Origin of the sequence: Nocardia sp. NPDC050799 (genome assembly GCF_040654015.1) — a bacterium.
Taxonomy (GTDB): domain Bacteria; phylum Actinomycetota; class Actinomycetes; order Mycobacteriales; family Mycobacteriaceae; genus Nocardia.
In genome coordinates this window covers 39257-56412 of the sequence record NZ_JBFAHF010000003.1, presented here as the reverse complement: position 1 = coordinate 56412, position 17156 = coordinate 39257, and the positions used below count along the sequence as shown (strand labels likewise).

17 protein-coding genes are annotated in these 17156 nt (G+C 68.5%); 13 read left to right on the top strand and 4 right to left on the bottom strand.

Features of this window, described 5'->3' with window-relative positions:
* The first annotated feature begins 33 nt into the window (after positions 1–33).
* Positions 34–4089 carry a type VII secretion protein EccCa gene (gene eccCa, locus AB0H42_RS04550; protein WP_357049749.1) on the top strand — a complete coding sequence of 1352 codons (4056 nt, stop codon included), beginning with the start codon at positions 34–36 and terminating at the stop codon, positions 4087–4089.
* A 42-nt stretch (positions 4090–4131) separates the two neighbouring features.
* Here eccCa and AB0H42_RS04545 read toward each other — a convergent pair whose 3' ends face one another.
* Entirely contained in the window at positions 4132–4743 is a 612-nt protein-coding gene (locus AB0H42_RS04545; RefSeq protein ID WP_357049746.1) for a GNAT family N-acetyltransferase, read from the bottom strand.
* Positions 4744–4746: 3 nt separating this feature from the next.
* A complete protein-coding gene (locus AB0H42_RS04540) occupies positions 4747–5553 on the bottom strand; it encodes a GntR family transcriptional regulator (RefSeq protein WP_357049743.1) in 807 nt (268 codons plus the stop codon).
* Between the two features lie 171 nt (positions 5554–5724).
* On the opposite strand from AB0H42_RS04540, the gene AB0H42_RS04535 reads away from it, so the two are divergent.
* Entirely contained in the window at positions 5725–6222 is a 498-nt protein-coding gene (locus AB0H42_RS04535) for a DUF4254 domain-containing protein (RefSeq protein ID WP_030522616.1), read from the top strand.
* A 70-nt stretch (positions 6223–6292) separates the two neighbouring features.
* Here the strand turns inward: AB0H42_RS04535 and AB0H42_RS04530 are convergent, their stop codons facing one another.
* Entirely contained in the window at positions 6293–8839 is a 2547-nt protein-coding gene (locus AB0H42_RS04530; protein WP_357049740.1) for an AAA family ATPase, read from the bottom strand.
* Between the two features lie 319 nt (positions 8840–9158).
* Between AB0H42_RS04530 and infA the strand changes: the two genes are divergently transcribed.
* The 9 genes from infA to AB0H42_RS04485 all read left to right on the top strand — a co-directional run bounded on the left by infA (position 9159) and on the right by AB0H42_RS04485 (position 15152).
* Positions 9159–9380 (top strand): translation initiation factor IF-1, encoded by a 222-nt coding sequence (gene infA / locus AB0H42_RS04525; RefSeq protein ID WP_003418601.1) that lies wholly within the window; start codon positions 9159–9161, stop codon positions 9378–9380.
* A gap of 106 nt (positions 9381–9486) precedes the next feature.
* Entirely contained in the window at positions 9487–9600 is a 114-nt protein-coding gene (rpmJ, locus tag AB0H42_RS04520; protein WP_025347279.1) for a 50S ribosomal protein L36, read from the top strand.
* Between the two features lie 190 nt (positions 9601–9790).
* The gene (gene rpsM, locus AB0H42_RS04515) at positions 9791–10162 is read left to right on the top strand and encodes a 30S ribosomal protein S13 (protein ID WP_030522614.1); all 372 of its coding nucleotides are present in this window, start codon (positions 9791–9793) and stop codon (positions 10160–10162) included.
* Between the two features lie 10 nt (positions 10163–10172).
* Complete coding sequence (rpsK, locus tag AB0H42_RS04510; RefSeq protein ID WP_030522613.1) at positions 10173–10586, top strand: 30S ribosomal protein S11; 414 nt, start codon at positions 10173–10175, stop codon at positions 10584–10586.
* A gap of 22 nt (positions 10587–10608) precedes the next feature.
* Positions 10609–11214 carry a 30S ribosomal protein S4 gene (gene rpsD / locus AB0H42_RS04505; protein WP_063127908.1) on the top strand — a complete coding sequence of 202 codons (606 nt, stop codon included), beginning with the start codon at positions 10609–10611 and terminating at the stop codon, positions 11212–11214.
* A gap of 101 nt (positions 11215–11315) precedes the next feature.
* Complete coding sequence (locus AB0H42_RS04500; protein ID WP_327148365.1) at positions 11316–12374, top strand: DNA-directed RNA polymerase subunit alpha; 1059 nt, start codon at positions 11316–11318, stop codon at positions 12372–12374.
* A 50-nt stretch (positions 12375–12424) separates the two neighbouring features.
* Complete coding sequence (gene rplQ / locus AB0H42_RS04495; protein ID WP_357049735.1) at positions 12425–12955, top strand: 50S ribosomal protein L17; 531 nt, start codon at positions 12425–12427, stop codon at positions 12953–12955.
* A gap of 228 nt (positions 12956–13183) precedes the next feature.
* A complete protein-coding gene (gene truA, locus AB0H42_RS04490; RefSeq protein WP_357050211.1) occupies positions 13184–14017 on the top strand; it encodes a tRNA pseudouridine(38-40) synthase TruA in 834 nt (277 codons plus the stop codon).
* A 307-nt stretch (positions 14018–14324) separates the two neighbouring features.
* Positions 14325–15152 (top strand): LLM class F420-dependent oxidoreductase, encoded by an 828-nt coding sequence (locus tag AB0H42_RS04485; protein WP_357049732.1) that lies wholly within the window; start codon positions 14325–14327, stop codon positions 15150–15152.
* 45 nt (positions 15153–15197) lie between these two features.
* On the opposite strand, the gene AB0H42_RS04480 is transcribed toward AB0H42_RS04485, so the two are convergent.
* On the bottom strand, positions 15198–15551 hold the full coding sequence (locus AB0H42_RS04480) for a metal-sensitive transcriptional regulator (RefSeq protein WP_030522607.1): 354 nt from the start codon (positions 15549–15551) through the stop codon (positions 15198–15200).
* Positions 15552–15678: 127 nt separating this feature from the next.
* Between AB0H42_RS04480 and AB0H42_RS04475 the strand changes: the two genes are divergently transcribed.
* A complete protein-coding gene (locus AB0H42_RS04475; RefSeq protein ID WP_357049729.1) occupies positions 15679–16488 on the top strand; it encodes an S-methyl-5'-thioadenosine phosphorylase in 810 nt (269 codons plus the stop codon).
* Between the two features lie 43 nt (positions 16489–16531).
* Positions 16532–17092, top strand: a complete 561-nt coding sequence (locus AB0H42_RS04470) for an NAD(P)H-dependent oxidoreductase (protein WP_357049726.1) — start codon at positions 16532–16534, stop codon at positions 17090–17092.
* Positions 17093–17156 lie beyond the last annotated feature (64 nt).

Here is a 17156-nt window from a genome sequence, read left to right as displayed (position 1 = left end):
CTCACACGTTCGTCGCCGATCGAAGAAGGAACCATGGCTACCGAAGGTTTCGTGCGCCGTCCCCGCATCGCCCCGCCCCGGGCTCCCGGCGGTGAGGTCGCGCTGACCGCACCCCCGGAGGTTCCGCGTGCCATCCCGGCGCCGCTGATGATGAAGATCATGCCGGTGGTCATGGTGATCGCGGTGATCGGCATGATCGCCATGATGGCGATGATGGGCCGTAACCTGCTCGCCAATCCCTTCATGATGATGTTCCCGATGATGATGATCATGTCGATGGTGGGCATGATGGCCGGGTTTCGCGGCGGTGGTGGTAAACGCGCGGTCGAGCTCAACGAGGAACGCAAGGACTACTTCCGCTATCTCGACCAGGTGCGCCGCGAGGTGCGCCGCACCGGTGGGAAACAGCTCGAATCGCTGGGCTGGAGTCATCCCGAACCCGCCGATCTGCTGTCGCTGGTGGGTACCCGCCGGATGTGGGAGCGCCGCCCCAACGACCCCGATTTCGGTCATGTCCGGGTCGGTGTGGGCAGTCATCGGCTGGCCACCAAACTCGCCCGCCCCGAGACGGGCCCGCTCGAGGATCTGGAGCCGGTCTCGACCGTCGCGCTGCGCCGGTTCGTGCGCACGCATTCGGTGGTGCATCAGTTGCCGACGGCCGTCTCGCTGCGTGCCTTCCCCGCCATCAATATCGGCGGCGATCCGGCGGAGTCGCATACGCTGGTGCGCTCGATGCTCATGGAGCTGGCGACCTTCCACGGCCCCGACCATCTCGCCGTCGCCGTGGTCTGCAGTGATCCCGACGCACCGGTCTGGTCGTGGGCGAAATGGCTGCCTCATCTGCAGCACCCGACCCAGCGTGACGGGATGGGTTCGGTCCGGATGATGTACCAGTCGCTCGGCGAGCTCGAGACCGCGCTGTCGTCGGAACTGATCGAGCGCGGCCGGTTCATGCGTAATCCGCAGCCGACCCAGGGCCGGCTGCACCTGGTCGTCGTCATCGACGACGGCTACGTCAGCGGTAACGAGCGGCTGGTCGCGGAATCGGGCCTGGACTCGGTGACCGTACTGGACCTCACCGCACCCGAGACCGGTCTCGCGGTCCGGCGCGGCCTGCAGCTGGTCTGCGCGAATTCGGAGGTTTCGGCCAAGAGCGCGGCCGGCGTCGAACGGTTCGCCGCCGCCGACGAGGTGAGTATCGCCGAGGCCGAGGCGTTCTCCCGGGCCCTGGCGCGGTATCGCCTCGCGACCGCGGCGCAGATAGTCAGCCTCGGGGAGGGCACCACGGCCGACCCCGGGCTGATGGCGTTGTTGAAGATTCCCGACGCCGCCCAGGTCGATCCCGCCCGGGTGTGGCGTCCGCGTACCGCCCGGGAGCGGTTGCGGGTGCCGATCGGCATCACCCCCGACGGCACTCCGGTCGAGATCGATATCAAGGAGTCCGCGGAGAACGGGATGGGCCCGCACGGCCTGTGCATCGGGGCGACCGGTTCGGGCAAATCGGAATTCCTGCGCACCCTGGTGCTCTCGCTGGTCACCACGCATTCTCCCGATGCGCTGAACCTGGTGCTGGTCGACTTCAAGGGCGGCGCGACCTTCCTGGGCCTGGACCCGCTGCCCCATGTCGCGGCAGTCATCACCAACCTGGAAGAGGAACTCTCCCTGGTCGACCGGATGAAGGACGCCCTGGCCGGTGAGATGAACCGCCGGCAGGAACTGCTGCGGTCCTCCGGTAACTACGCCAATGTCACCGATTACGAGAAGGCCCGCGCCGCCGGTGTCCCGCTGGATCCGCTGCCCGCGCTGTTCGTCGTGGTGGACGAGTTCTCCGAACTGCTCTCCCAGAAACCGGATTTCGCGGAGCTGTTCGTGATGATCGGGCGTCTCGGCCGCTCATTGCACGTGCATCTGCTGCTGGCCTCGCAGCGCCTCGAGGAGAACAAACTGCGCGGACTGGAATCGCATCTGTCCTACCGGATCGGCCTGCGTACTTTCTCCGCCAACGAGTCCCGCGCGGTCCTGGGTATCACCGACGCCTACCATCTGCCGAGCGTTCCCGGGTCGGGCTACCTGAAGAGCGACGCCTCCGATCCGCTGCGGTTCAATGCCAGCTACGTGTCCGGCCCGTACGAGGCGCCGCAGGGCGCGGCGACCGGCGAGGACGGCAGTCCGGTCGCCCGGCAGCGTCCGGCCGTCTTCACCGCGGCGCCCGTGGATCTCGCCGAGGCCGGTTCCGCCGCGGCGGCGGAACCGGCTGCCGCGATCAACCCGCTGCTCGAATTGCCGCCCCCGCCGTCGGAAGTGGGTGCGGGCGCCCTGGACGGCGAGGGCGTGCCGGACTCCCTGCTCGATGTCGTCGTCAAACGGCTCACCGGGCACGGCCGCCCCGCGCACGAGGTGTGGCTGCCGCCGCTGGACGAATCGCCGACGGTGGATATGTTGCTACCCGACCCGGATTGGCGCTCGCCGGTCAACCGGCACGGCCGGCTGTGGATGCCGATCGGCGTCATCGACAAGCCCTACGAGCAGCGTCGTGATGTGCTCACCATCAACCTGGCCGGCGCGCAGGGCAATGTCGCGGTGGTCGGGGGCCCGCAGTCGGGCAAATCGACCACGCTGCGCGCCATCATCATGGCCGCCGCCGCCACCCACACCCCCGAGCAGGTGCAGATCTACTGCCTGGATTTCGGTGGCGGCAGTATGGCCGGGCTGGTGGGTGTCCCGCATGTCGGTTCGGTGGCCGGCCGATTGGACGGCGACCGGGTGCGCCGGACCATCGCCGAGCTCACCTCCCTCATGCGTCAGCGCGAAGAGCGGTTCGCCGAACAGGGCATCGAGTCGATGGCCGAGTACCGCCGCCGCAAGTTCGCCGCCCTGCAGCAGGGCATAGCCGATCCGTTTCCCGAGGACGCCTTCGGTGACGTCTTCCTGGTGATCGACGGCTGGATGGCGATCCGGGAGGAGTTCGAGGTACTCGAGCCACAGATCAACGCCATCGCCGGACAGGGGCTTTCGTTCGGTATCCACCTGCTGATCGGCGCGTCGCGCTGGGCCGAGATCCGTCCGGTGGTCAAGGACCAGATCGGGACCCGGATCGAATTGCGCCTCGGTGACCCCTCGGACTCGGAGATGGGCCGCCGGGTGGCGCATCAGGTGCCGGTGGGGCGGCCCGGGCGCGGTCTCACCGCCGACCATCTGCACATGCTCATCGCGCTGCCGCGACTGGACTCCGATTCCGGCACGGGCGATCTCGCCGAGGGTGTGACCCGGGCCCGGACCGAACTCGCGCAGCTGTACCCGAACCGCCGGGCGCCCGAGGTCCGGATGCTGCCGCTGAAGTTCGAGCGTGCCGACCTGATCGAGCAGGCCCGGTCGCGGGGCATCGAATCCGGTGCCACGAAGGTCGTGGTCGGCCTCGGCGAATCCGAACTGCAACCGCTGGTACTGGATTTCAACGCCGAACCCCACTTCATGGCGTTCGCGGACGTGGAATGCGGTAAGACCACCCTGCTGCGCAATATCGTCCTGGGGATCACCGAGAATTCCACCGCCGAAACGGCCCGGGTGATCATGATCGACTATCGGCGCACCATGCTCGGTGTCATCGAGGGCGACCAGCTCGCCGGATATTCCACGTCGTCCCAGACCTGTGCGCCGATGATCAAGGAAGTCGCTGCCTATCTGGCCAAGCGAATTCCCGGATCCGATATCACCCCGCAGCAGTTGCGGGAACGCAGCTGGTGGAGCGGTCCGGAGATCTACATCGTGGTCGACGACTACGATATGGTCGCCGCCGGCAGCGCCAACCCGTTCCAGCCGCTGATCGAATTCCTCCCGCAGGCCCGCGATATCGGTATGCACCTGATCGTCACCCGCCGCATCGGCGGAGTGTCCCGCGCCCTGTACGACCCGATCCTGGGCACGATGAAGAACATGTCGGTGGACACGCTGATCATGAGCGGGTCCAAGGACGAGGGCAAGCTGATCGGCGATGTGCGGCCCACCAAGCTGCCGCCGGGGCGCGGCACGCTGATCTCGCGCAGTCGCGGTATCGAGATGGTGCACATCGCCCATCTCGATCCGCTTTGAAGCCGCTCCGCCCGGTGTGCCCGGTGCGGATTCCGCTGCGGGTCAGCCGGAGACCGGCAGCACGATCGGATCGCGGGCCAGCCGGGTCAGCGGCAGACCGGTCGGGATACCGAGCGTAGGTCCTTCCAGCAGCCAGTCGTCGACATGCCGTTCGAACAGCGCGCAGGAGGGGCTCGGATCGTTCGGGTCGGCGACGCGGGCCAGCCGGAATCCGGCCCGCCGGTAGTAGGCGTGCAGGTCGGTGTTGGTCGTCCACGCATCGAGCCGTACCCAGCTCCGGTCGTGCGCCCGGGCCAGCGCCGCCGCGTGTGCGAGCAACCGCCGTCCGACGCCGGACCCCGCGAAGCGGAGATCCACGATCAGATAGTGCACGACGAGCGCGTCCGCCAGTTCCGTGCCGGTCCACAACTGTCGATCGGCGCGGTCGTTGACGGTGATCGTCCCCGCCGGTTCGCCGTTCACCTCGGCGATCCAGGTTTCCCACGCGGCCACCGACCGGGCCACGGCGCGCGCGAAATAGTCGATGGATAGTCCGGATGCCTCGGTCGACCATTGGTCCGAGCCGCGGGCGGCCAGCCATGACGAGCGTTGTAGCCGCAGGCGGCGGATCAGGTCCAGGTCATCGAGGTCGGCCGGCCGAATCTGCACCGTCATGAGCTAGAACCATATCTCGGACCGATCGGTCTGATCCAGTACGCCACGGATCACTGCGATCCCGGCCGCATCACCGAGCTCGTAGGCCAGCCGATTACTCGCCGCGATGGAACGATGCCGGGTCACCCGGGTGACCCGAGCGTGGTTCGCCCCGATCCGCAGATGATCCAGCAGCACAGTGCCCATGGCGACACCGAGCACCGCGGCCTCCTCGGTGTTCGCCGGACGCGCGACCAGCGAATCCCGGTGCGCGGTCTCGCCTTGCCCACGCTCGGCCAGCCGGCGTGTGGTGCCCTCGGGAATATCGTGCGGTGAATCTATCCCGGTTGCCTCGGCCAGATCCCGGGGATAGAAGCTCACCTCCCACGACCACGGTTCGTTGTCCAGGTACTGCACCACGGTCCGGGCCAGCACCCACGAATCGACCGGAATACCGAGCCACTGCGCGACACGCCGGCCCGCCGGTTCCATTCGCGCGCTGAATTCCTTGGTGGGCACCCGGCCCGCGGCGCGCGCGATCTCGGAGAAGATATCGTGGGCGGCTCGCGGCCGATCGGGGCGGATATGGTCGGTGACCACGGATTCCAGCACCTCGCGGCTGCGGATGATGGTGCCCCGGGAAGTTGCCGTATAGACGAGATTCTCGGTGACCAGCACCTGGATCGCATTACGCGCGGTGGTGAGCGAAACCTGCATCTGCTCGGCCAATTCGGCATGACTGGGCAGGCGTTCCCCCGGTTGCCACTTGCCTGCTCGTATCTCCTCGCGGAGGTGGTCCGCGATCCGTCGATACGTCGGACCGTCCGCCATCGTGCTCCTCGGGTGGTCGCCAGGTAACGAAGTGTACGCTTTTCGTGTTCAGGGGAGCCTGTATCGCTTGACAGTAGCCTTCGGCGGTTTATTGTAATCAACGTACTGACCCGGTGTTGTGCGGCGATGAACGGCGAGGCAACCGTGACAGGTTCGGATACAACAGTCGTAATGGCTCTTCCCGGCGCCCAGCGCGGCGCTGATCCCCTGGCGCAGAGCGGGTCTCCCGGTCTGCCGAATTCGGACCTACTGGTGCGCGCCGCGCGCGGACACCGGGTCGTCGGGGGGCAGCTGCTCTGGTACGCCCGTGATTTAGCGGTACTCCACGAGCGCAGATTGGTGGGCCGCGGCGGTTCCATCGTCACCGATCCCGACCGGCTGGTCGAGATCGACCGGCGCCGGATGGAATTGGTCCTGGCCATCGATGATTGGGTGGGGCGCAATGTCCCGCAGCACCGGCTCGGTGTCACTCTGCACACCGAAACCGTCGGCGCGATCATCGATCGGCTCGCCGAATCCGCGGTCCGCGCGCATCACGCGTTGATGACCCTGGACGCGGACGACGAACTCCTGCACAGCGCCTGGCATCATCTGGCCGAACTGGCCGATGCCTACGACGCGCTGGTCGGCGATGTGCTGGCCGGAAGGCGCAGGTTGCCGGAGTGGTGACACCCCGGGCCGGTCGCCGCCACGGCCGGCTCCGGGGTCCACTACGCGGTACCGGGTCCGAGTGCGGGGCTCACCCGCCCTGATGCGGCTGGTAGCTCTGCGTGAAATCGTCGGCCACGGTCGCCGCCAGTTCCACGTAGGCCCGCTTGGTCTCCTTCTTCAACCGCGGCAGGTCGATTTCGGCGCCCTCGGACATATGCGGATCGAACGGGATCATGTGCACCGCCCGGCAGCGCGACAGGAAGTACTGCCGCAGCTGCTGCACATCGATGTTCGGCGTACCGTCGCGCGGCGAGTTGATCACCACCACGGCGTTCTGCACCAGATGGTGGTAGCCGTGCAGCGACAACCAGTCCAGGGTGGCCGACGCGCTCTGCGCGCCGTCGATCGCGGTGGGGGAGATGAGCACCAGCGAATGCGCCAGTTGCAGTACGCCCGCCATGGCCGAATGCATCAGACCCGTACCGCAGTCGGTGAGGATGATGTTGTAGAACCGCTGCAGGATCCGGGCCACCGCGCGGTACTCGTCCTCGTTGAAGGCCTCCGAGGCGGCCGGATCACGTTCGCTGGCCAGCACTTCCAGGCGGCTGGTCGCCTGCGAGGTGTGCCGCCGGACATCGGAATAGCGTTCGATGGCCGGATCGAGCAGCAGATCCCGCACCGTGGACCGCGTCTGCAGCGGGACGCGCTGCGACAGCGTGCCGAAGTCGGGGTTGGCGTCCACCGCGATCACCCGGTCCCCGCGGACCGAGGCGAAGGTCGAGCCCAGACCGATGGTGGTGGTGGTCTTACCGACCCCGCCCTTGAGGGAGAGCACGGCGATCCGATAGTCGCCGCGCACCGGTTGCCGGATCCGCGCGACCAACTCCTGCAGCCGCCGTTCCTCCGCGGACATGCCGGGATTGATCCGGCCGCCGGACGCGTGGTGCACCACTTTGCGCCAGCCCTGGCCGGAGGCCTTCTTCGCCCGGCGGACCGAGACATCGTCGAGGGACGGCGCACCCGGCCCCGGCGCGCCGAATCGCGCCGGGTTCTGCTGCCACTGCTGCGGGGGTGGTGCACCCTGCTGCTGCCAGGCCGGCGCGCCACCGTGCTGCTGCGGGGGTGGGGACTGCTGCTGCCACTGCGGGGGCGGCGCACCCTGCTGCTGCCAGGCCGGCGCGCCACCGTGCTGCTGCGGGGGTGGGGACTGCTGCTGCCACTGCGGGGGCGCGGGGTTGTACTGGGCCGGAGCCGGGCCGGGGGCCTGCGGCGGCGGTCCCGGCTGCTGCCATTGCGGCCGCGGGCCCGGTGCCTGGGGCGCCGGCGCCGGGGGGAGCGGCTGCCGCGGCCGGCTCGGTTCGGGGGCGTGCCACTGGGCGCCTTCGGCGGGAAGGGGAGCTTCGGGCGCCCGCCACTGGGGGTTGCCGTGATCCGGCGCCGAACGCTCCGGCCGCGCCTGATCACCGAGCTCGCCGGGCCCGCCGTAGTGCGGCGGGGGAGCGCTCTCCGGCGCGCGCGGCCCGTCGTCGGCGGGCCCGGTGCGCGGTGCCGGCGGGGCGGTACTCTCCGGAGCCCGGAAGGGATCCGGCGTCGGGAAGGGCTCCGGTGCCGGGGCGGCCTCCTGTGCGGGGGAGGGTTCCGGCGCGGTGAAGGTATCGGGTGCCGTGAACGAATCCGGGGCGGGCGCCGCCGCATCGGCGGGCCCGGGGACGGCGGGCGCGGACGATTCGGCGGAAGGCGTCGGCTCGCCGGCGGTCCCCGCATCGGCCGCGTCCTCGGCAGGAGGCGGCGGCAGATCGGGAAGGCGCCGTAACGGCTGCTGCGGCACCGGCCCCGCGTCGGGACGCGAACCGTCGGCGGGTGGAACCGGCAGCGGCGGGGGCGGCGGTAGCAACGGCGGTTGCGTGGGGGCCGGCGCGGCGGGTCTGTCCACACCGCCGGCCCACTCGTCCGTGCCGCCGGGCCGTGGCTCGGGCGCCGGCTGCGGCGGGATCGGATGGTGCGGGCGCAACCGGTCGAACTCCGGCGCCGGCTCGCCCGGCTGCCGCACCGGCAGCTCCGGTGGATCGGTCGCCGGGGCACGGAAAGCATTCGGTACCGCAGTGGGCGCCGGCGCGCCGTCCGGACCCCACTGCGGTCCCGGGCCGGGTGCGGGCGGAGCCGGCACGTCGGGCCGGTCGGTGGGCGGATACGGCGCCGGTGTGCCCTGCTCGGCCTGCGGGACCGGGTCGACGCCGGCATGGCGTACCGATTCGGCGCCCTCCGGCCGGGGTGTGGCCCACTCGTGCCGACCGGTCGCCTCGGCCCAGTTGTTGCGCTGGGCGGGGCGGGGGCCGGTGTTGTTCGGGAGGAGCTCCCCGACGCGTTCCTCGAGTGACGGCTGGTCCTTGTTCTTGTTCCGGAACCAGCCCTTACCCTTTTTCCTGTCGCTCTCGGTGGAACGGTCCTCGCCGCGGCCGCGGCGAGCGAAGAAACCCTCCGGCGGTTCGGGGGTCTCGGGAATGACCTCGTCCTGGGGTAGATTCTGGACCGGTGGCGGCTCGTAGTTGCGGAAATTTCCCTCGCCGACCCCGGTGACCTCGGTATCGGCCAGCCATGGTGGCAGCATGGGGAGGCCGTCGTTGCTGCGGCTCACCGGTCCCCTCCTGGAGTGGTCGACCTCGGACAGCGGCCAGTTTACGCGACAACCACCCTTGCACTCAGTGCCGGGGAGCCGGGTCCGGGTTGTGTGACGCGCCTCGCGGAGAGTACCCCCTTTTGCCCGATCACATACCTACCGGTAAGCTGACCAGGCGGTGTATCAAAGCGCCGCCTGTTCGTGTGCGATCGGTTGTCGTGTTCGCCGTTGTACACGGTGTGCCGTTCTCGCGGTCGCACCGGTGTGCGTCGGCCGGTCCCGCGGGCAGTACCAGGGCAATCAGACCAGGTTGAGTGTAACCGGGATCGCGGAGGATATGGCGAAGAAAGACGGGGCCATCGAGGTCGAGGGGCGGGTTGTCGAGCCGTTGCCGAATGCGATGTTCCGGATCGAGCTCGAGAACGGGCACAAGGTCCTCGCGCATATCAGCGGCAAGATGCGTCAGCACTACATCCGCATCCTGCCGGAGGACCGGGTGGTCGTCGAGTTGTCGCCGTACGACCTGTCCCGCGGTCGGATCGTCTACCGCTACAAGTGAACGAGTGGGCCCCGGCTCGCTCCCCGAGATTTCCCCGGTCGCACCCGACCGGGGTCAACTGTGTCCACACCCGTAGGTGTGGACCGCTACGAAAGATTGGACGGACGTGAAGGTTCAGCCGAGCGTCAAGAAGATCTGCGAGAAGTGCAAGGTGATCCGGCGTAACGGCCGGGTCATGGTGATCTGCGACAACCTGCGGCACAAGCAGCGGCAGGGCTGACACCGGGCCTGAGCACCGAACGCGGTTCGGACTGGCACGCAGAAGAACTCCCAGCTCCAGCCGCACACTGAGGATTTTCCGGGGTGACCCGGAAGGTGTGCGCGCCTACCCCCGGAACGGAGGCCGGGGCCCCACCAGACGAGGGGACGGACAGGGAGCAGACCTCCGCAACAGTTAAGGAAACTGCCAGATGGCACGTCTCATGGGCGTCGACCTCCCGCGCGAGAAGCGCATGGAGATCGCACTGACCTACATCTACGGCGTCGGTCGTACCCGCTCCAAGGAGATCCTGGCCGCGACGGGCGTCAGCCCGGATCTGCGCTCGAAGGATCTCACCGACGAGCAGGTCACGCAGCTGCGTGACTACATCGAGGGCTCGTCCCTCAAGGTCGAAGGTGACCTGCGTCGTGAGGTCCAGGCCGATATCCGTCGCAAGATCGAGATCGGCTGCTACCAGGGCCTGCGTCACCGCCGTGGCCTCCCGGTGCACGGCCAGCGCACCAAGACCAACGCGCGCACCCGTAAGGGCCCGAAGCGCACCGTCGCCGGCAAGAAGAAGTAGGGGATAAGCGATGCCTCCGAAGTCCCGGGCCTCCGGCCCGAAGAAGAGCCAGAAGTCGCGCCGCAGGGAAAAGAAGAACGTCCCGCACGGCCACGCGCATATCAAGAGCACGTTCAACAACACGATCGTGTCCATCACCGATCCTTCCGGCAACGTCATCTCCTGGGCGTCGTCGGGCCATGTCGGATTCAAGGGTTCGCGCAAGTCGACCCCGTTCGCCGCGCAGCTGGCCGCCGAGAACGCGGCCCGCAAGGCGCAGGAGAACGGTGTGAAGAAGGTCGACGTCTTCGTCAAGGGCCCCGGTTCGGGCCGCGAGACCGCGATCCGTTCGCTGCAGGCCGCCGGCCTGGAAGTGGGCACCATCTCCGATGTCACTCCGCAGCCGCACAACGGCTGCCGTCCGCCCAAGCGGCGTCGCGTCTAAGCGGGAAGGAAGGTAGAGCACAATGGCCCGTTACACCGGACCCATCACCCGCAAATCGCGTCGCCTGCGCGTCGACCTGGTAGGCGGTGACCAGGCTTTCGAGCGTCGCCCCTACCCGCCCGGCCAGCACGGCCGCGCGCGGATCAAGGAGAGCGAGTACCTGCTCCAGCTGCAGGAGAAGCAGAAGGCCCGCTTCTCCTACGGCGTCCTGGAGCGGCAGTTCCGCCGGTACTACGAAGAGGCCAACCGCCTCAAGGGCAAGACCGGTGACAACCTGCTCCGTCTGCTCGAGACCCGGCTGGACAATGTCGTGTACCGCGCCGGTCTGGCCCGTACCCGCCGTCAGGCCCGTCAGCTGGTCAGCCACGGCCACTTCCTGGTGAACAACAAGAAGGTCAACGTGCCTTCTTTCCAGGTCACCCAGTACGACATCATCGATGTCAAGGAGAAGTCGCTGGCGACCCTGCCGTTCCAGGTGGCGCGGGAGACCGTCGGTGACCGTCCGGTCCCCGGCTGGCTCCAGGTCATCCCGGGCCGGCTGCGCATCCTGGTGCACTCGCTGCCGGAACGCGCGCAGATCGATGTACCGCTGCAGGAACAGCTGATCGTCGAGTACTACTCGAAGTAACGGTCGGCTGTGCCGCTGGTGCGGGTCGTCGAGGTGACGGCCCGCACAACCCCTAGACGAGGCGTCAAATAGCGGGCGCCCAAAACAGGAGGATTGATCCCATGCTGATTTCCCAGCGTCCGACCCTCACCGAAGAGGTCATCGCCGACAACCGGTCGAAGTTCACCATCGAACCGCTCGAGCCGGGCTTCGGGTACACCCTCGGTAACTCGCTGCGGCGCACCCTGCTGTCCTCGATCCCGGGGGCCGCGGTGACCAGCATCCGCATCGACGGCGTTCTGCACGAGTTCACCACCGTGCCCGGCGTGAAGGAGGATGTCACCGACATCATCCTGAACCTCAAGGGCCTGGTCGTGTCCTCCGAAGAGGACGAGCCGGTCACCATGTACCTGCGCAAGCAGGGGCCGGGGACCGTCTCCGCCGATGACATCGTGCCGCCGTCGGGTGTGGTCGTGCACAACCCGGATATGCATATCGCCACCCTGAACGACAAGGGCAAGCTCGAGATCGAGCTGGTCGTCGAGCGTGGTCGCGGTTATGTCCCGGCGGTGCAGAACAAGGCGACCGGTGCGGAAATCGGCCGGATCCCGGTGGATTCGATCTACTCGCCGGTGCTCAAGGTGACCTACAAGGTCGAGGCCACCCGTGTCGAGCAGCGCACCGACTTCGACCGGCTCATCCTGGACGTGGAGACCAAGAACTCCATCAGCGCGCGGGACGCGCTCGCCTCGGCGGGCAAGACCCTGGTCGAACTGTTCGGCCTGGCCCGTGAGCTGAACGTCGAAGCCGAAGGTATCGAGATCGGCCCCTCCCCGGCCGAGGCGGATCACATCGCCTCCTTCGGGCTGCCGATCGAGGATCTGGACCTCACCGTCCGTTCCTACAACTGCCTGAAGCGCGAGGGTGTGCACACCGTCGGCGAGCTGGTGGCGCGGACCGAATCGGATCTGCTGGATATCCGCAACTTCGGCCAGAAGTCCATCGACGAGGTCAAGGTCAAGCTGCACGCGCTGGGCCTCTCGCTCAAGGACAGCCCCGCCTCCTTCGACCCGTCCAGTGTGGTCGGCTACGACGCGAGCACCGGAACCTGGTCCGACAGCGGCACTTTCAGCGATAACGACGGCGGCGAGCAGGACTACGCCGAAACCGAACAGCTCTAGGCCGGCCGGGGCGGGCGCCCCGTAGCGGTCTTTACCAAGGAGAACCCACAATGCCCAAGCCCAAGAAGGGTGCTCGCTTCGGCGGGTCGGCGTCGCACCAGAAGGCGATCTTCGCCAATCTGGCCACGGCGCTCTTCGAGCACGGTCGGATCACGACCACCGAGGCCAAGGCCAAGGCGCTGCGCCCCTACGCCGAGAAACTGGTCACCAAGGCCAAGGCCGGCACCCTGGCCGACCGCCGCGAGGTGCTCCGGGTGATCCGGAACAAGGACGTCGTGCACGATCTCTTCGCCGAGATCGGTCCGTCGTTCGAGGGCCGCAACGGCGGCTACACCCGGATCATCAAGACCCTGCCGCGTAAGGGCGACAACGCCCCGATGGCGATCATCGAGCTGGTCCGGGAGCAGACCGTGACCAACGAGGCCGATCGCGCCCGCCGGGTCGCCGCGTCGCAGAAGGCGGAGGAGAAGGCCCCCGAGGCCGAAACCGAAACCGAAACCGAAGCCGAAGCCACCGAGGCTCCGGCCGAGGAAGCCGCGGCCGAGGAGAAGGCCGAGGAGAAGGCCGACGACAAGGCGTAATTCGTCTGCCGGGGACGCGTGCGACGCGGGTTCCCGGTTCGTCGACGAGCCCGCCGCCCACTACGGGTGTGCGGGCTCGTCCCGTATCCGGAGGATGGTCTGGTGAGCGAACACGAGCCGGGGTACGCGACTACCGGTTCGGCCCCGCGCGGATCCGCCGACCCGCGGGCAGCCGGCGGGTCCGCCACGGCGGCCGGGTCCGCGAGTGGGCCGCGCGGGGAAACAGCGATCACGTCGGTACCGGCGCCGGAAGGCGGGCGGTTCCGCCTGGACATCTCCTACGACGGCACCGAGTTCGTCGGCTGGGCCCGCCAGCCCGGTCTGCGGACCGTGCAGGGTGTGCTGGAGGAATCGCTGGGGAAGGTGCTGCGCGAACCGGTGCAGTTGACGGTCGCCGGCCGCACCGACGCCGGGGTGCACGCCGAGGGGCAGGTCGCACATTTCGATACCGCCGCGGAGGTGGACGGGGACAAACTCGTGCATCGGATGGCCAAATTCCTGCCCAAGGATGTCCGGATCACCGGTGTCCGTGCCGTGCCCGCCGATTTCGACGCCCGCTTCTCGGCGGTCCGCCGCCACTACACCTACCGTCTCACCACGGCGCCCTACGGTGCCGACCCGCTGGCCACGCGCAGCGTGGTGGGTTGCCGCCCGGTCGATGTATCGGCCATGCGGGCGGCTTCCCGCACACTGCTGGGTCTGCACGATTTCGCGGCCTTCTGCCGCCGCCGGGAGGGCGCGACGACCGTCCGCGAACTCCAACGTTACGACTGGGTGCGCGCCGGGGACCGGCTGGAGGCCTATGTCAGCGCCGACGCCTTCTGCTGGTCGATGGTGCGCAGCCTGGTCGGCGCGGTGCTCGCGGTGGGGGAGGGCCGCCGGACACCGGAGTGGGTCGCGGGGCTGCTGGCGGAACGGAGCCGGTCGAGTTCGGTGACCGTGGCGCCGGCGCACGGGCTGAGCCTCGTCGCGGTCGACTACCCGGCGGAACCGGACCTGGCCGCCCGCAACGCCCAGACCCGGGAGATGCGGTCGGTTCCCGCGGGGGACTGCTGTATCTGACCACGGAGGCCGACACTCGGCGTAGACGATAGGTGCGGGTGGGCGCGCCTCGGTCGGCCCGGGTGGGCGGACGACTCGGTGAGTGTTCCATGGTTGGCCACTCGACGAACGGCTCCTGTACGTGCAAGGCCGCTGGAACCGGCGACAGGGAAGCTTTTTCCCACCAAGGGTTTTCGATTCACCGCCGTCGGACGATGCGCGTACGGCCGTCCATCCGCGTCATCGGCCGGTCGGCCGGGCGAAGCCGGACCACGGGGATAGGGTCGGGGCTGGAATAGGTCCCCTCGACGACAAGGTTGCGGTAGTTATGACGATCGATCTCGGACGGTACGGCGTATGGCGCTACTACAAGCTGTTCACCCCGGAAGCGGCGGCGGAACTCGAGCGACTCGGCTACGGGGCCCTGTGGCTCGGCGGCTCGCCGAGCGCCGACCTCCCGGTGGTGGAGGAACTGCTGGCAGCCACCGAGACCCTGAAGGTCGGCACCAGCATCGTCAACATCTGGACCGCGCCGGCCGCCGAAACCGCCGAATCCTTCCATCGGATCGAGCAGCGGTTCCCGGGCCGGTTCGTGCTCGGCATCGGCTGCGGTCACCCGGAGGCGAACAAGCCCTACCGTTCCCCCTACGAGGCACTGGTCGAATACCTCGACGAACTGGACGCGGCCCGGGTCCCGGTCTCCGGCCGGATGCTCGCCGCGCTCGGCCCGAAGGTGCTGAAGCTGGCGGCGGACCGTACCGCGGGCGCGCTGCCCTATCTCACGACTCCCGAGCACACCGCGCAGGCCCGCGAGATCGTCGGTGACGCGCTGCTGGTGCCCGAACAGAAGCTCGTCGTGGACACCGATCCCGACAGCGCCCGCGCCACCGGTCGCACCGTGGTCGAGATGTACCTCGGCCTGCGCAACTACACCACCAATCTGCGGCGTCTCGGCTACACCGACGAGGACATCGCCAAACCGGGCAGCGACCGCCTGCTCGACGCGCTCGCCGTGCACGGGTCGGCCGACCAGGTCGCGGCACAGGTCCGCCGTCATATCGAGGCGGGCGCCGATCACCTCGCCCTGCAGGTCCTCGACCAGGACTACCTGGCCACGCTGCGCACCCTGGCGCCACTGCTCACCCGGCAGTCCTGACCCGGCGGGTGGGCCGCCCGAGCGGGGGCCCACCCGGCGTAGCACTCAGGAGCGAACCAGCCGGGCGATCGCGTCGGTGGCTTCCTTGATCTTGGCCTCGGCATCCGGACCGCCGGCGACCGCCGCGTCCACCACACAGTGGCTGATATGGTCCTCCAGCAGCCCCATCGCGACCGCCTGCAAGGCCTTGGTCATCGCGGAGACCTGGGTGAGGATATCGATGCAGTACTTCTCCTCCTCCACCATCCGCTGCAGACCGCGCGCCTGCCCTTCGATCCGGCGCAACCGCTTGAGGTAGTCGTCCTTGGCGGTGATGTAGCCGTGGTTCGCGTGGTCGTGGGACGTGTGGCCGGTCCCCGTCTCGTCGGCGGATCCCGCCGTGGTGGGTGTGGAAGTCACCGATTGTCTCCTCTGCGCCGGTCGAGAGGACCGTTCATACCCCCCTAGGGTACATCTACGGTCCGGGCTTGTCAGGTACGGGCCCTCGCCTGTGCGCCCATGCGGGCAACGCGGAACAATCGAGACCATGACTTCCCAGGATCGGCCCGCGCTGGCCGTCATCGGCGGTAGTGGATTCTACGATTTCTTCGACGGCGCCACGGACGCGGTCACGGTGAGAACCCCCTACGGCGATCCGAGCGCGCCGATCACGGTGGGGAAGGTCGAGGGCCGCCCGGTGGCCTTCCTCCCACGGCACGGAGCACGGCACGAGTACTCCCCGCACACCGTGCCCTACCAGGCCAATATGTGGGCACTGCGTTCGGTCGGCGTGCGCCGGATCTACGCCCCCTGCGCGGTCGGCAGTCTGCGACCCGACTGGGGCCCGGGCGCCGTGGTCATCCCCGATCAGCTCGTCGACCGCACCTCCGGCCGCCCGCAGACCTATTTCGACGGTAACGGGATCCACGTCTCCTTCGCCGATCCCTACTGCGCCGACCTGCGCGCCACCGCGATGAAATCCGCCGACAGCGCGGTGCACGTCCACCCGCACGGCACCATGGCGGTCATTCAGGGACCGCGCTTCTCCACCCGCGCCGAGAGCCGCTGGTTCGCCGCCCAGGGCTGGGAGCTGGTCAATATGACCGGTTACCCGGAGGCGGTACTCGCCCGCGAACTGGAGATGTGTTACGCGGCGATCGCGCTGGTCACCGATCTGGACGCGGGTGTCACCGAGGGCGAAGGCGTCCGCGCGGCCGATGTGTTCGCCGAATTCGAACGCAATATCGTGCCCTTCAAGGAACTCGTCCGCAGCGCGGTCGCCGCGGTCGCCGATACCGAGACCTGCGAGCACTGCCGGGTCCACGCCGGGGTCGCGCTGCCCTTCGAACTGCCCTGAAACCATCCCGCGGCTCCCCGCGGCCGCGGGATAGTCTCGTCCGGTGGATACGCCCCTGCGACTAGAAGTGATCGTCGCCAGTGTCCGGCCCGAACGCTTCGCGCCCGTGGTCGCCGACTGGTTCCTGCGCACGGCCCGGGCCCGGCCCGAATTCGATATCGGCGTGCTCGACCTGCTGGACGTCCCGCTGCCGCTCGATCTCACCGAGACTCCGGAGACCGCACGATTCCGGGAAAGGCTCGCGGCCGCGGATGCTTTCGCCGTGGTGACCTCGGAGTACAACCACGGCTACCCGGCCTCGGTGAAAACCGCCTTCGACAGCGCGAAACACGAATGGCGGGCCAAACCGGTGGGTTTCGTGTCCTACGGCGGCCTCTCGGGTGGATTGCGCGCGGTGGAACAACTCCGCCAGGTGGTGGCCGAGATCCATATGGTCTCGGTACGTGAATCGGTGAGCTTCCACCGGGCGCGTAAACAGTTCGACGCCGCGGGCAACACGGGCGACGGCGCCGCGATCGACGCGGCGGACCGGATGCTCACCCAACTCGCCTGGTGGGGTGGGGTGTTGCGCGGAGCGCGGGCCGTCGACCCTTATCCGGGCTGAGTTCTCGGCGGAGCCGGTGAGCGCGGGGGACGGCCGTCGACCCATGTGCGTCTCGTAAGGCTCG